A 14,568-nucleotide genomic window follows, 5' to 3' on the forward strand; every position below is an offset into this window, starting at 1 on the left:
CCGTGTCCCAGGGACAGGGCGCCGCCAGCAGTGCACAAAAGGTCGGTCAGTTGAGGAAGTTGAACAGGCTCAGGCCGTTGATCTTGACGAAGCTCTGCTGGGCCGCCTGCAGGATGGTGGACTGCATGGTGAGGCGCGAGATGGCCTCGGCATAGTCCAGGTCCTCCAGCTCGGATTGCACGGCCTTGTTCACCAGACTGACGTCGTCGACGAACCCTTCGGTGGTCTCCAGGGTGTTCAGGCGCGCACCGATGGAGCCCTGCACGGCAAGTACCTTGGTATTCACCGCTTCGAGGTTGGACAGTGCCACCGCCACCGAATCACGAATCTGCAGGTTCCCAACCGGGCCATCAGAGGAGGATTGAAGGGCCTTGCGCAGGTCGGAGACAACGTTCAGCAGCCCCCGCTTCTCCTGGGATGGGTTGCGGTTGATGCTGAAGTCGTCGCCGGTGGCAGGCTTGCCGTCGATCTGCACCTTGACGCCGCCGTAGGTGACGAAGTTAGGGGTGGCGCTGTTGGTATCGAACGCCCCGGTGGCCAGTTGGCCGGTGGGCGGCGTGGCCGGGTTGTAGGTGGCCCAGTTGTAGCCCGGTGGCAGAGTGGCCGGGTTGTAGACCACATAGTTCTGCGAGTCGAGGAAATGGATGCCGATGGCATCGGTGGCCGCTGGCGGGTTGCTGGCGGGGAAGATGGTGTCGTAATCGACCTTGTCCACCACCAGACCCTGGGCGATGCGCGCGGTACTGCCGGTACCCACGGTCCCCTGGGAGGTGGTCACGCGGTTGGCGTTGAACACGTCCTCGAACAGCGCCTTGCCGTTGTCACCCAGGGCGAGGAAGGTGCTGCTGGCCACCTGCACTTCGCGCCGCCCCTCGTCACCCAGGTAGCTGTAGGTGCCGTCGGCATTGCGGACGAACGGCGCGGTGTCGGCCTGGGAGCCGCCGAACAGGTACTTGCCGCTGGAGTCACGGCTGTTGAGCAGGCTGAGCAACTCGTCCTCGCGCTGTTGCAGCTCGGTGCCCAGAGCTGCCTTGTCGGTGGAGTCCTGGCCACCGTCGCCCGCCTGTACGGCAATCTCGCGGATGCGCTGCAGCACGTTGCCCACCGAGGTCAGGACGGCCTCTTCGGCGTTGAGGCTGTTCTTGGCGGCGGTGATGTTCGACTTGTACTGGCCGTTCAGCGACTCCTCCTGGCTGAGCTGCAGGAGGCGTACGGACGCCACCGGGTCGTCAGCCGGCGTGAGAATGCGCTTGCCGGTGCTGATCTGTTCCTGGGTGCGGGTGACGTTGGAGTAGTTTCGCTGCAGGCCGGCAACCTGGTTGTTGAAGGCCTGGATGGTGGAGATTCTCATATCGCATCAGCCTCAGTTGAAGGCGCCGATCAGGGTATCGAACAGCGCCCGCGCAACTTGAATGACCTGGGCATTGGCATTGTAGTACTGCTGGAACCGGATGAGGCTGGCGGCCTCTTCGTCCAGGCTCACGCCCGACAGGGAGTCACGGCTGTCCTGGGCCTGCTTCTGTACCGCCTCGGAAGAGGCGGCGTTGACACGCACCTGGGACGTGAGCGCACCGACCTTCTCCACCAGGGCGCTGTAGGAGTCGTTGTAGGTGGCGCTGGTGGCACCGATGTTGACCGTCTGCTTGGTCTGCAACCCCACCAGGGCGAGGCCGTTGCGGTTGTCTGCGGTGCCCTTGGTGTTGAAGGCCAGGGTGAAGCTGTCGCCGCCCTGGGGAATGCCCGAGACGGTGAACTCGTAGGTGTAGCTGTTGTTGGTGGACGGGTCGGTGTAGTTCAGCCGCAGGGTGTTGTTCTGCCCGGGCGTCAGCGCCGTGGTGGACGGCGAGACGTAGCTCAGGGTCGCGCCGGGCGGCAAGGTGCCGGTCAGGGTGTTGGTGGTCGAATCGAACGTCAGCTTGCGACCGGTGGTGCCGAACAGGTCCTGCAGGTCGGTGAGGTCGATGGGCGACGGACCGTTGACCAGCGCCGGCTGCCCGATGGCGCCGGTACCCCGGTTGTTGGTGGTGGCTTCGGCGCGGGCCGAACCGGCGAACGCCAACTGGTCGGCGGACTGCAGCGTCGCGCCGAAGTCGGCAGCGCCGCGACGGGTCGGCTGCAGGGTGAAACGGTCACCGGCGGCCGGCAGTGCGTTCAACTGCACCTGGAAACCCTGGTTGACGCCCGAGGCGTCGGCGAAGCTCAGGGTGTAGGGGCCGGTGCCGGTGACCGTGACGGTCATGCTGGCGCTGTCGGACAGGCGCAGCGCGGTGAAGTTGGTGCCGTCGAAGTCCAGCCGGTAATCGCTGGAGGTCATCTGGCTGGTGTTGGTGATGTTGAGGACACCACTGGCCGTACCGGTGTTGGTGGTGGCCGCCAGTACACGCAGGGATGCCGCCTGGGCCGAGTTGATATTGGCGAAGAGCGGGCTGCCGGCCCGACCAACCAGGTCCAGGCCCTGGCCCAGTTGCTTGTTGACCGTGTCGCTGATGGTGATGGCGAGCTGACCCAGGGCGTTGTAGGACTGGTCCAGCGCGGTATCACGGTAGGCAATCAGCCCGCCCATCTCGCCGCCGGTCACCTGGTCGGTGACGATCTGCGAGACGCCGCCGGTGATGAGCTCGATCTGGTAGCGCGACGGATCGTTGACGCCCGGCGAGGCTTTCAGGGTGGAGGCGGAGTTGCCCACCACCAGCGGCTGGCCGGTGCCGATGAACAGGCTGAGGGTGCCGTCCTTCTGCTCAAGGGTCTTCACGCCGACCATCTCGGAGATCTGCCGGATCGCCTCTTCGCGAGCGTCCAGCAGGTCGTTGGGCTCGGCGCCGTTGGCACGCGCCTTGGCGATGGCGTCGTTGTAGGAGGCGACGTTGGCGGCCAGGGAGTTGATCTGGGTGGTCAGCGCACCGAGCTGGCTGTTGATCTGTTCGTTCTGCTTGTCGAACTGGCTGTAGAGCGTGTTGAAGGTGTCCGAGAGGCTCTTGGCCTGGGACAGCACGGCCTCGCGCCCAGCCAGGGAAGCCGGGTCCTGGGAGGCGGTCTGCAGCGAGGTGAAGAAGCTCTTCAGCGCCGGGCTGATGCCGGTGGTGGTGCTGGACAGCAGCGAGTCGAGCTGTTCGATCTGGCTCTTGAAGGCCTGCAGCTCGCTGTTCTGGCTGGTGGCGGTGCGCAGCTGCGAGGTGAGGAACTCGCTGGCCAGGCGGCGCACATCCGTCACCTGGCTGCCGGAACCGATGTAGCCGCCGCCGGTGAACTGCGGGAGGTTGGTCTGCTGCACCGTCTGCTGGCGTGAAAAGCCGGGCGTGTTGACGTTGCTGATGTTGTGTCCGGTCGTGGTCAGCGAGGTCTGCGTGCTGCGCAGGCCGGACAGGCCGATGTAGAGAAGGTCAGCCATTGCTCATCCTCATGAGTTGGGCACCGAACCGACCGATGCGACGGCCTGGTAGGTCTGCATCTGGCGCGCGATCTGCGTGACCTTGCGGGCGTACTGCGGGTCGGTGGCGTAGCCGGCCTGCTGCAGTTCGCGCACGAAGCGCTCGGGTTTGTCGGTCACGGCCAGTGCGTCCTGGTAACGGTCATTTCCCTGCAGGAAGCTCACGTAGTCACGGAAGCTCTGCCGGTACGAGTCGTAGGCGCGGAACGAGGCCGCTTCCTTGACGGCTTCGCCGTCCTTGTATTCGGTGGTCACGGCGCGGGCCGACTGGCCGTCCCAGCCGTGGGACTTGATGCCGAACAGGTTGTGGCTGCTGCTGCCGTCCTGCTGGCGGATGATGGATTTACCCCAGCCGGTCTCCAGTGCAGCCTGGGCCACCAGGAAGCGCGGATCGACGCCGATGCTTTTCGCCGCTTCCTGGGCCATGGGCATCATGGTGTCGATGAATTCCTGCGGCGAACTGAAGGCAGGCTTGCCCGGTGCCAGCGGCGGTTGGGCGATGCGTCGGCCGATCACCGCGTTGTCGCCGTCCACCGAGGCCACGCCACGCTCGGGCGCGCCATAGGACTTGGCCGGCAGCCAATCGGAACCGGCCAGGGCCTGCTTGCCGTCTGCGGCACCCGCGGGCGGGACGATGCCGGCCAACAGGCGGTCGGTGAAACGGCTGGGCAGGCTGATACGGCGCTGGGCCAGCAGTTTGGAGTCGTCCCGGCCCGCCTCCGGCGCAGCCACCGGGCTGCTGCCCTTCTGCGGCCACTGGGCTCCGGCGGTCTCGGCCACCTGGGCGAAGGGGTTGGCCTTGCCGGTGGACTTGGTCTTGCTCAGCTGGCGGGTCAGCACATCGGCCAGGCCGATGCCGTGGCCCTTGGAGATGGTGACCGCAAGCTGCTGGTCGTACATGTCGCGGTAGGTCTTGCTCTCGTTGCTGTTGAGGAAGTTGCCTTCGGCGAAGACGTCGCCGGCGGCACGCATGGACTTCAGCATCTCGTTGACGAACAGCGACTCGAACTCCTGGGCGACCTTCTTGACGTTTTCCTCGCCGTCGCGCCCCTTGCCCACCTTGAACTGGGCCATGCGGTTCAGGTCGGTGAAGGCACCGGAGTCGATGGCCCCGCGCGTGGCGAGGCCCGTAGTGAGCCTGGAGTCCATGATCGCTACCTCAGATCACGATCAGGTCAGCCTGGAGGGCGCCGGCTTGTTTGAGCGCCTCGAGGATGGCCATCAGGTCGGAAGGAGACGCCCCCACCTGGTTGACCGCGCGGACGATCTCGTCCAGCGAGGTACCGGGAGCGAACTTGAACATCGGCTTCGCCTCCTGGTCGGCCTTGACCTTGGAACGCGGTACGACAGCCGTCTGCCCGCCGGACAAAGCGCCCGGCTGGCTGACGATGGGGTCTTCGGTGATGGTGACGGTGAGGCTGCCGTGGGTGACGGCGGCCGGCTGCACGCGCACGTCCTGGCCGATGACGATGGTGCCGGTGCGCGAGTTGATGATGACCTTGGCCACGGCCTTGCCGGATTCGATTTCCAGGTTCTCGATCACCGAGAGGTAGTCCACGCGCTGGTTCGGATCCAGCGGGGCGCTGACCCGTACCGAACCGCCGTCGAGGGCCTGGGCAACGCCTGGGCCGAGCAGTTCGTTGAGCTTGTCGACGATGTTCTTGGCGGTGGTGAAGTCCGGGCGGTTGAGGTTCAGGGTCAGGGTGTTGCCCTGGTCGAAGCCGCTCGGCACCGGGCGCTCGACGGTGGCACCGGCGGGAATCCGGCCGGACGACGGGACGTTGACGGTGATCTTGGAGCCGTCGCTGCCCTGGGCGTCGAAGCCACCCACCACCAGGTTGCCTTGGGCGATGGCGTAGACGTTGCCGTCGATGCCCTTCAGCGGGGTCATCAGCAGGCTGCCGCCGCGCAGGCTCTTGGCGTTGCCGATGGAGGAGATGGTCACGTCCAGGGTCTGGCCGGGCTTGGCGAAGGGCGGCAGGTCGGCATGGATGGAGACGGCAGCGACGTTCTTCAACTGCACGTTGCCCGAACCCGCCGGCACCTTGATGCCGAACTGCGCCAGCATGTTGTTGAAGGTCTGCAGGGTGAAGGGCGTCTGGGTGGTCTGGTCGCCGGTGCCGTTGAGGCCCACCACCAGGCCGTAGCCGATCAGCTGGTTGTTACGCACGCCCTGAATACTGGCCAGGTCCTTCAGCCGCTCGGCATGAGCGAGGGTGCTGGCAAGCAACAGGCAAAGGGCTGCGGTGAATCGTTTCATGTCGCGCTACCTGCTCAGAACGGCCACAGCGGGCTCATGAAGAAGCGGTCGAACCAGCCCGGCTGGCTGGCGTCGGCAAAGGCGCCGGTGCCCGAGTAGGTGATGCGGGCGTCGGCCACGCGGGTGGAAGACACGGTGTTGTCGGTGCCGATGTCGTCCGCACGCACCAGGCCGGCGATGCGTACCAGTTCGTCGCCGGTGTTCAGGGTCAGCCACTTCTCGCCGCGTACGGCGAGGATGCCGTTGGGCATCACCTCGGAGACGGTGACGGTGATGGAACCGGTCAGGCTGTTGCTCTGCCCTACCTTGGAGGTGCCGTTGGCGTCACGGGTGCCGTTGTAGCCGGCGGACAGCGTGAGGTCTTCGGCTTCCAGGGGGTTCAGCTTGGTGCTGGGGTTGCTGATCGAGACGCCGCCGCCGAACAGGGAGGTCAGGCCGATGTTGGCCTTGCTGTTCTTCTGGATCTGCGAGTTGGCGTTCTTGCTGGCCTGGGTCCGCTCGTTGAGGGTGATGGTGATGATGTCACCCACGCGGTAGGCCTTGCGGTCGTTGTAGAGGTTGGTCTCGAACCCGGGCTGGTAGATGGCGCCGTTGTTCTGCGCGGCCGGCATTGGGGTGCGGGGCAGCACCGGCGCGTAGTACGGGTCGTTCGGCTTGGGCGGCGGCGCGACGCACCCAGCGAGGAGCTGGGTGGCGAGCAACGGGGCGATGATGAGCAGCCGGTTCATGACAACTTACCTCGGGGCGTTACAGGTTCTGCGAGATGTAGCCGAGCATGGAGTCGGCGGTGGAGATGACCTTGGAGTTCATCTCGTAGGCACGCTGGGTGGTAATCATGTCCACCAGCTCCTCCACCACGCTGACGTTGGAGTTCTCCAGGGTGTTCTGCAGGACGTTGCCGAGGCCGGTGAGGCCCGGGGTGCCGACCTGCGGCGCACCGCTGGCGGCGGTCTCCAGGAACAGGTTGTTGCCGATGGCCTGCAGGCCGCCGTAGTTGACGAAGTCGGCGGTCTGGATGTTGCCGATCACCTGGGGCGTGGGGTTGCCGAAGGTGGTCACCGAGGCGGTGCCGTCCTCGCCGACGGTGAAGGTCTGGACCTGGGCGGGCAGGACGATGGCCGGCTCCAGGGGGTAGCCCTGGCTGGTGACGATCTGCCCGTCGGAGTTCAGGTGGAAGCTGCCGTCGCGGGTGTAGGAGACGGTGCCGTCCGGCATGAGGATCTGAAAGAAGCCGCGCCCATTGATGGCCAGGTCCAGCGGCTGCTCGGTGGTCTGCAGGCTGCCCTGGGTGAAGATCTTCTGGGTGCCGGCGATGCGCACACCGGTACCCAACTGCAGGCCGCTGGGCAGTTGGCTGTCCTGGGTGCTCTGGGCGCCGGGCTGGCGGCGGATCTGGTAGAGCAGGTCCTGGAATTCGGCGCGGTCGCGCTTGAAGCCGGTGGTGGAGACGTTGGCCAGGTTGTTGGAGATGGTGGTCAGGTTCATGTCCTGAGCCGCCAAACCCGTCTTGCTGACCCAAAGTGCCGGAATCATCGTCATTCTCCTCGGGCGCCGAAGTCATGGCGCCGCGTACTGGTTGTTAGCTGAGCTGCATGACCCGTGCCATCGCCGCGGCGTCGTCCTCGGCGGTGCGCATCATCTTTACGTGCAGTTCGAATTGACGGGACAGGGAGAGGATCGCAGTCATCTCCTCGACGGCATTGACGTTGCTCGCCTCGAGGAAGCCCGAGGTGAGCTTGACCGTGCCATCCACGTCCGCCGGCTGTTTGTTCTTGGTGTGGATCAGGCCATCGAGGCCCTTCTCCAGCTGCTTGGGATCGGGGTTGACCAGCTTGATGCGGTCCACCTCGGCCATCACGTTGGGGGCCTCGCCCAGGGCGCGGATGCTGATGGTGCCGTCGGAACCGATCTCCACCTTCTGCTCCGGCGGGATGGCGATCGGCCCGGCGTTGCCGATAACCGGCAACCCATTGCCGGCTCGCAGCTGGCCGTTGGCGTCCACCTGGAGGCTGGCGGTGCGCACGTAGCCTTCGCTGCCGTCCGGCGCCTGCACGGCGATCCAGCCCTCCCCGCCGATGGCGATGTCCATGTCGCGCCCGGTCTCCTGCAGGGCACCGGGGGTGAAGTCAGTCCCGGGACGTTCGCTCATGGCGAACACGCGCGCCGGGAAGGTGTCGCCGAACACGGGCATGGAACGCGCCTGTTCGAAGTCGCGACGGAACCCGGTGGTGGACACGTTCGCCAGGTTGTTGGCATGAGCGCGCTGGGCCAGGGTGTTCTGGCTGGCACCGGTCATGGAGATGTAGAGCATCTTGTCCATGGAGGTCTCCAAGGTGGGCTTTTGACGCCCGCATTGCTTTGCAGGGTCTACAGCAATTGCTGTGCCAGGCCTGCAAAATCGAGACAACTCATTGACGAATAAGGAAAAAGCAAAAAGAAAAAGGCCTCACATGGAGGCCTTGGAATGCCGTGGCGGCGAGGGGATGCCGCCAGCGGCAAGGTCGCCGCCACCCTTTTGACGGGCGGCGGCCACTCACTCAACGCAGGTTGATGATGGTCTGGGTCACCGCGTTCTCGGTCTCGATGGTCTTGGCGTTGGCCTGGTAGTTGCGCTGCGCCACGATCAGGTCGACCAGCTCGGTGGAGATGTCCACGTTGGAGGACTCCAGGGCACCGGATTGCAGGGCACCCAGGGTACCGGCACGCGGGGTGCCGATCACCGGCGCACCGGATTCGGAGGATTCCACCCAGGAGGTCTTGCCCACCGGGGTCAGGCCCTGGACGTTGGCGAAGTTCGCCAGGACGACCTGGCCCTGGAGCTGGGTCTGACCGTTGGTGTAGCGGGCATAGATCATGCCCTTGTCATCGATCTGCAGACCGGCCAGCTGGCCGGTGGTGTAGCCATCCTGGGCCACGCTGGCAACAGCGAAGGCGCTGGAGAACTGGGTGGAGCCGCGGATATCGAAGGTGATGCTCGGGGCGGCAGCGGCACCGTTGGCACTCCACACCGGCGGGGTGGCGCCGTTGGACACGGCCGGCACCCAGCCGTTGATGCCCAGGGTGCCGTCGGCGTTGACGGCGAAGCCGCCGGTGTTGGCGAAGGTGGAGGTGTCCAGCTGGCCGGAGGTGGTGAAGCCCACCGGCGTGCTCATGGGCGTGGTGGAGGCCGGGTTGGTGGGGTTACGGCCATCGATCAGCACGTTCATGGTCCAGGTGTTCGCCGGTGTGGCCGATTTGACGAAGTACTGGGTCATGACGTGGGGGTTGCCCTGGGAGTCATAGATGTTGACCGAGGTCGAAGAGTTGTAGCTCTTCGGGTCGGCCGGGTTGAACGGCGACACCGTCGGCGGGGTGTTGCTGGAGTTGAGGTTGAACGGCTGGGTGATGGTGGAGGTGGCCTTGGGCTGCTGGTTGTTGGTCTTGATGGTGAGATCACCCACCACACCGCTTTGCAGCGCACCACTGGCATCTACCGTGTAACCCTGGAGACGGTAGCCGTTGTTGTCGACGATGAAGCCGTTCTTGTCGGTACCGAAGTAGCCGGCACGGGTGTAGCTGACGGCGCCGTTGTTGCTGGTGACGAAGAAACCGTTGCCGTTGATGGCCAGGTCGAGGGCATTTTCGGTGTAGTCGATGGTGCCCTGGTTGTAGAGCTGGGCGACGTTGGCCAGCAGCACGCCGCTGCCGATGGTCTTGCTGCCGGAGCCCAGCACGGACGCCGAGTACAGGTCCTGGAACTCACCACGGGACTGCTTGAAGCCCACGGTCCCGGCGTTGGCGATGTTGTTGCCAGTGATGTTGAGGTCACTGGAGGCGGCGCGGATGCCGCTGAGGCCGATGTTGAACGACATGGGATGCTCCTGTTGCGCCGACAGCGTCGACGATTACTTACCGATGACCTGGACCTTGGAAAGCGCGATGCTGCCGAGCCCTGCGAGGTTGAGCGTCATTTCCCCGCCGTTCTGGCCAAGGGTGACGCTGTCGACGTTGGCCGGGAGGACAGTGCCCATGGCGACTGTCTTGCCATCGACCCCGGCCTCGGCCTTGAAGGTGTAGGTGCCCTTGGCAACGGGGTTGCCGCTGGAGTCCTTGCCATCCCAGGTGAAGCTGACCGCACCGGCCTTCTGTGCACCCAGGTTGACGCGGTTGACGGTGTTGCCCTTCTCGTCCAGCACGTTGACGTAGAGGTTGGACGTGGAACTGGTGAGGCTGACGGTGCCGGTGAGCCCTTCGGCAGGATCGACCACGGCCTTGCTGGAGGGGACCATGACCTTGCGCCCGACCAGAGAGGACGCCTGCAGCGCCTGGGAAGACTGGGTGCTGGAGAGGATGGTGTTGACGCTCTTGTTCAGGTTGTCCAGGCCTTCGACGGTACTGAACTGGGCAAGCTGCGCCACGAACTCGCTGTTGGTCTGCGGGTCCAGCGGGTTCTGGTTGTTCATCTGTGCCACCAGCAACTGGAGGAACTGGTCCTTGCCCAGCTCCTTCGACTTGGTGGTTTCCTTGAGCTTGTATTGATCCAGTACCGAAGAACTGGTGGTGGCGCCTACGTCAACGCTCATCTTGTCGCTCCCTCACGCACTCACTGACCCAGGGTCAGCACGCGCTGCATCATCTGCTTGGCGGTGTTCATCATTTCGACGTTGGTCTGGAAGGCTCGGCTGGCGGAGATCATGTCCGCCATTTCCTCGACCACGTTGACGTTGGGGTAGTACACGTAGCCGTCCGCGTTGGCGGCGGGATGGTTCGGCTCGTAGCGCGGCACCAGCGCGCTCTGGTCTTCGACCACGCCCAGCACCTGGACGCCGCGACCAGACTCGTCTTCGGGGGCGAACAGGGAGCCCTGGTCGTTGCCCTGGCCGTTGAGCTGGCTCTGGTACATGGTGGCGAACACCGGGTGGCGGGCGCGGTAGGTCTTGTCGATGCTGGAGGACACGGTCTCGGCGTTGGCGATGTTGCTGGAGACGGTGTTCAGCCGGGTGCTCTGGGCACTCATGCCGGTGCCGGCAATGTTGAAGACGCTGGACAGGGACATGGTCGCTCTCCTTACTCGCCACGCAGCGCGTTGACGAGCCCTTTGAACTTGCTGTTGAGCAGGGTGAAGCTGGCCTGGAACTGCACGGAGTTCTCGGTGTAGCTGGACTGTTCCTGCTGCAGGTCGACGGTGTTCTGGTCGATCGAAGGCTGGAACGGGGTGCGGTACTTGAGGGACTCATCCAGCATGCCGGTGCCTTCGGCCGCGATATGGCGCGCGTTGGTCAGCGTGGCCTGGAAGGTGCCCTTGGAAGCCTTCTCCGCCTGCTCGGCGAGCACGGAGGAGAAGTCCAGGTCACGCGCCTTGTAGTTGGGCGTGTCGGCGTTGGCGATGTTGTTGGCCAGCACTTCGGCACGCTGGGTGCGGAACCGCAGGGCCGACTCGTGGATGCCAAGGGCGCTTTCGAAACTGATGCTCATCTCTTCCAACCTTTGCCGTGCGGCAATGACGGTTTGTCTGCCGGACATTCAGCAAGGGCTGTGCCAATTTTTAAAATCCTTTTAAAACAAAGGGTTGAGATGAATTCAGGACGACAGAACGGAGATCAGCGGTAAGGGCTTGCCGCTTTGCAAAGGTCAGGGTGGCAAGGCGGCAGAGGCGATTGCCGCCCAGCGGCAAAAGGCGGCACGACCGAATGGCAGGCACAAAAAAGGAGGCTTGCGCCTCCTTTCAGGATCACCACCGGTCACTTCACCTTGTAGATGATGCCCGGGTTGCACTGGACCATCTGGTAAAGGTCCGGCAGGCCGTTCAGCGCCTCGGAGGCCCCGAGGAACAGGTAACCACCGGGTTTCAGGGTCGCGTGGATGCGGGTGAGGATGTCCTTCTTCACATCGGCGGAGAAGTAGATCAGCACGTTGCGGCAGAACACGATGTCGAACTTGCCGAGGGAGGCGTAGCTGTCCAGCAGGTTCAGGGCACGGAATTCCACGCGATTGCGAATCGCCGGCTTGACCACCCAGCGTCCCGGCCCTTTCGGGTCGAAGAAGCGGGTGAGCCGCTCCTGGGACAAGCCACGCCCCATCGCCAGGCTGTCGTATTCGCCAGCACGGCAGGCCGCGAGCATCGCCGTGGACAGGTCGGTGGCGACGATGCGCACACCGGCCTTGAGCTGGCCCAGGTTGGTCCGCTCGAACTCGTCGATGGCCATGGAGATGGAGAACGGCTCCTGCCCGGAGGAGCTAGCCGCCGACCAGATCCGCAGGGGCTGGTTCGGGTTGGCCTTGATCAGCTCGGGCAGGATGCGACCCTTGAGCACTTCGAAGGGGTAGGTATCCCGGAACCAGAGCGTTTCGTTGGTGGTCATCGCATCCACGACCTGCTCTCGCAGGCCGCTGCGCGGGGCGTTCTGGATCTTCTGAACCAGTTCGCTCAGCGTCTTGATGCCGTTCTGTTCCATCAGCTTGTTCAGACGGCTGGAAACCAGGTACTGCTTATTGCTTCCCAGCAATATGCCGCAGGTTTTTTCCAGGAAAGTCCGGAACTGCTCGAAATCCAAGTTACCTGAAGACACTAGGGCCGCCTCATTCATATCTGTACCTGGGGAAGGAATCCCCCTCACGCCCCGTCCGCAATCCTGATCCGCTCGATCACCCTCGAAGCCAGCTCGTCAGGTCGGAACTTGGCGAGGAAGTCATCCGCGCCAACTTTCTTCACCATCGCCTGGTTGAATACGCCGGAGAGCGAAGTATGCAGGAGGATGTGCAGCTTCTGCATTCTCGGATCGCCACGGATCTCCGCCGTCAGGGTGTAGCCGTCCATCTCCGGCATCTCGATGTCGGAAATGATCATCAGGAGTTCTTTCTCCGGCGCCTTGCCCTGCTCGACCAGGTCATGCAGGTAGTTGTACGCCTGGCGGCCATCGTTCAACGAGACCACCTCCACCCCGACCGTCTCCAGGCAGCGGACCAGCTGCTTGCGCGCCACGGACGAGTCATCGACGATCAGCACGCGCTTGGTAACGGCGCTGGCCTGGGTCTCGTGATCGATGACGCCTTCGGAGATGACCTCCGACGTCGGCGCGACTTCGGCGAGGATTTTCTCCACGTCGATGATCTCGACCAGGTTCTTGTCGACGCGCGTGACCGCGGTCAGGTAGTGCTCACGCCCGGTGCCCTTGGGTGGCGGATGGATTTCTTCCCAGTTCATGTTGATGATGCGCTCCACCGAGCGCACCAGGAACCCCTGAACCTTGCTGTTGTACTCCGTGATGATCACGAAGCTGTTCTTGAGATCACTCAGCGGCCTGCGCCCCGTCGCCATGGACAGGTCGAGGATGGGGATGGTCCCCCCGCGGATATTCGCCACGCCCCGAACCACCGGGCTGGACTTGGGCATGATGGTGAGCTTGGGGCACTGGAGCACCTCCTTCACCTTGAACACGTTGATCCCGTAGAGCTGGGGTCCATCCAGCCGGAACAACAGCAACTCCAGGCGGTTCTGCCCCACCAGTTGCGTACGCTGGTTAACCGAATCCAATACACCGGCCATGCCAGGACTCTCCCCTTTTGAGCTTCAGGACGCTTCGCCATAGATTAGCAGGCGGCACGAGCCTTGCTTTTTTGAATTGCATGAATCCGATAACGACGCTTTTCCGACACTTGATAGCACATCGCCGCCACCGGTCATGGGCCTTTTTACCCGTTTTGTTCTGCCTGAGCCACAACGGCGCACAGGCAGATGGACTCACGCCGCCCGAAGTACTTATCGGCTCCACCGAAGGGTTTCTTGAGTTCAAGGTAGAGGAATATCTCCAGAATAGCGGCATCGAGGGACGCTACGAGATCCAGGTGAGCCGATTGGACCCACGCCTGCGCCTCGCCACTTGCGACAGGGATTTGACGGTCAGCCTGGAGAGCCCGGCACAGCCGGTCGGACGGGTGACGGTCAAGGTTCGCTGCGAGGGCAGCACCCCTTGGTCGGTCTTCGTCCCTGCCCAGGTTCGGCTGTTCCGCAATGTAATAGTCGCAGCGCGCCCGATGCGCAAAGGGGAAGAACTGTCCTCCCGTGATTACAACCTGGTCGAGCGTGATGTGGGGCTGCTCTCCCAGGGCTACCTTACGGCGCCTTCCCAAGCGGAAGGCTACAAGCTCACACGCCCCGTCCTGGTCGATCAGATCCTGACGCCGACCCACGTTGAAATGGCCGAGGTAGTCCACAAGGGTGATCAGGTGGTAATCAGTGCCGGAAGTTCCACCATCCAGGTCAAGATGCCGGGCGAGGCACTTTCCGCAGGGGCCATAGGTGACCAGATACGCGTACGCAACCTCAACTCCAAACGCGTGGTCAAAGCCCGCGTAACCGGCCCTGGGCAAGTGGAAGTCGCCATGTAGGCACGACTCTTGTATGGCACGTAGTCAATTCGTGTAGAGTGCCGTTTTTCCAGCGCCACACCGCACCCGGGAATTTTTTCGGAAGTTGCCCTAAAGTTAGTTTGGGCTTGGTCGATAAGGTCGGTAAGCGTCCATAACACCCAGAGGTTCTGCATCATGGTCATCGACTTCAACCGGCTCAATAATGCCAACACGCCCGCCAGCGCGGGACGTACCGGCAACGCCGGCAAGAACGAAGGCGTTACCGCCAACCAGACCAGCGCCAGCCAGACCACCAGCGAGCCGGCTGCCACGTCCCCCCGTAGCGGTGAAAACGTGCAACTGAGCAGCGATGCCCAGCAACTGCAGAAGGTCACCGACAAGCTGCGCGACCTGCCCACCGTCGACCGGGAGCGGGTCGACAAGATCAAGCAAGCCATCGCCAACGGCACCTACCAGGTAGACAGCCAGCGTGTGGCGAGCAAGTTGCTCGACTTCGAATCCCAGCGCTAGTCCAAGGGCAGCGCTGGGGATG

Annotated in this window: 15 protein-coding genes; 2 read left to right on the top strand and 13 right to left on the bottom strand. The window is 63.8% G+C overall.

Annotated elements, in window-relative coordinates; genetic code table 11:
• Positions 1 to 46: 46 nt before the first annotated feature.
• From flgL to PotMrB4_RS18400, 13 genes are all read right to left on the bottom strand, one after another.
• Positions 47 to 1,351 (bottom strand): flagellar hook-associated protein FlgL, encoded by a 1,305-nt coding sequence (flgL, locus tag PotMrB4_RS18340; protein WP_044408217.1) that lies wholly within the window; start codon positions 1,349 to 1,351, stop codon positions 47 to 49.
• 12 nt (positions 1,352 to 1,363) lie between these two features.
• The gene (gene flgK, locus PotMrB4_RS18345; RefSeq protein WP_172434154.1) at positions 1,364 to 3,388 is read right to left on the bottom strand and encodes a flagellar hook-associated protein FlgK; all 2,025 of its coding nucleotides are present in this window, start codon (positions 3,386 to 3,388) and stop codon (positions 1,364 to 1,366) included.
• A 9-nt stretch (positions 3,389 to 3,397) separates the two neighbouring features.
• Entirely contained in the window at positions 3,398 to 4,576 is a 1,179-nt protein-coding gene (gene flgJ, locus PotMrB4_RS18350; RefSeq protein WP_142007947.1) for a flagellar assembly peptidoglycan hydrolase FlgJ, read from the bottom strand.
• A 10-nt stretch (positions 4,577 to 4,586) separates the two neighbouring features.
• On the bottom strand, positions 4,587 to 5,687 hold the full coding sequence (locus tag PotMrB4_RS18355) for a flagellar basal body P-ring protein FlgI (protein WP_142007946.1): 1,101 nt from the start codon (positions 5,685 to 5,687) through the stop codon (positions 4,587 to 4,589).
• 14 nt (positions 5,688 to 5,701) lie between these two features.
• Positions 5,702 to 6,415, bottom strand: coding sequence for a flagellar basal body L-ring protein FlgH (flgH, locus tag PotMrB4_RS18360; protein ID WP_044408227.1), 714 nt, complete (start codon positions 6,413 to 6,415; stop codon positions 5,702 to 5,704).
• 19 nt (positions 6,416 to 6,434) lie between these two features.
• A complete protein-coding gene (gene flgG, locus PotMrB4_RS18365; protein ID WP_044408230.1) occupies positions 6,435 to 7,220 on the bottom strand; it encodes a flagellar basal-body rod protein FlgG in 786 nt (261 codons plus the stop codon).
• Positions 7,221 to 7,266: 46 nt separating this feature from the next.
• Complete coding sequence (locus tag PotMrB4_RS18370) at positions 7,267 to 8,007, bottom strand: flagellar basal body rod protein FlgF (protein WP_069560336.1); 741 nt, start codon at positions 8,005 to 8,007, stop codon at positions 7,267 to 7,269.
• Positions 8,008 to 8,224: 217 nt separating this feature from the next.
• Complete coding sequence (gene flgE, locus PotMrB4_RS18375; protein WP_172434155.1) at positions 8,225 to 9,538, bottom strand: flagellar hook protein FlgE; 1,314 nt, start codon at positions 9,536 to 9,538, stop codon at positions 8,225 to 8,227.
• A 33-nt stretch (positions 9,539 to 9,571) separates the two neighbouring features.
• Complete coding sequence (gene flgD, locus PotMrB4_RS18380) at positions 9,572 to 10,249, bottom strand: flagellar hook assembly protein FlgD (protein WP_172434156.1); 678 nt, start codon at positions 10,247 to 10,249, stop codon at positions 9,572 to 9,574.
• Positions 10,250 to 10,269: 20 nt separating this feature from the next.
• Positions 10,270 to 10,722, bottom strand: a complete 453-nt coding sequence (gene flgC / locus PotMrB4_RS18385) for a flagellar basal body rod protein FlgC (protein ID WP_074968172.1) — start codon at positions 10,720 to 10,722, stop codon at positions 10,270 to 10,272.
• A gap of 11 nt (positions 10,723 to 10,733) precedes the next feature.
• The gene (gene flgB / locus PotMrB4_RS18390; protein ID WP_172434157.1) at positions 10,734 to 11,141 is read right to left on the bottom strand and encodes a flagellar basal body rod protein FlgB; all 408 of its coding nucleotides are present in this window, start codon (positions 11,139 to 11,141) and stop codon (positions 10,734 to 10,736) included.
• Positions 11,142 to 11,407: 266 nt separating this feature from the next.
• Positions 11,408 to 12,235 carry a protein-glutamate O-methyltransferase CheR gene (cheR, locus tag PotMrB4_RS18395; RefSeq protein ID WP_044408248.1) on the bottom strand — a complete coding sequence of 276 codons (828 nt, stop codon included), beginning with the start codon at positions 12,233 to 12,235 and terminating at the stop codon, positions 11,408 to 11,410.
• Between the two features lie 44 nt (positions 12,236 to 12,279).
• Positions 12,280 to 13,212: a chemotaxis protein CheV gene (locus PotMrB4_RS18400; protein WP_044408250.1), complete on the bottom strand. Its 933-nt coding sequence runs from the start codon at positions 13,210 to 13,212 to the stop codon at positions 12,280 to 12,282.
• A gap of 80 nt (positions 13,213 to 13,292) precedes the next feature.
• On the opposite strand from PotMrB4_RS18400, the gene flgA reads away from it, so the two are divergent.
• Both flgA and flgM read left to right on the top strand, forming a co-directional pair.
• Entirely contained in the window at positions 13,293 to 14,054 is a 762-nt protein-coding gene (gene flgA, locus PotMrB4_RS18405; RefSeq protein WP_172435115.1) for a flagellar basal body P-ring formation chaperone FlgA, read from the top strand.
• A gap of 156 nt (positions 14,055 to 14,210) precedes the next feature.
• Positions 14,211 to 14,546, top strand: a complete 336-nt coding sequence (flgM, locus tag PotMrB4_RS18410; RefSeq protein WP_044408256.1) for a flagellar biosynthesis anti-sigma factor FlgM — start codon at positions 14,211 to 14,213, stop codon at positions 14,544 to 14,546.
• Positions 14,547 to 14,568 lie beyond the last annotated feature (22 nt).

The sequence above is a fragment of the Metapseudomonas otitidis genome (assembly GCF_011397855.1).
In the GTDB taxonomy this organism is placed as follows: Bacteria; Pseudomonadota; Gammaproteobacteria; order Pseudomonadales; family Pseudomonadaceae; genus Metapseudomonas; species Metapseudomonas otitidis.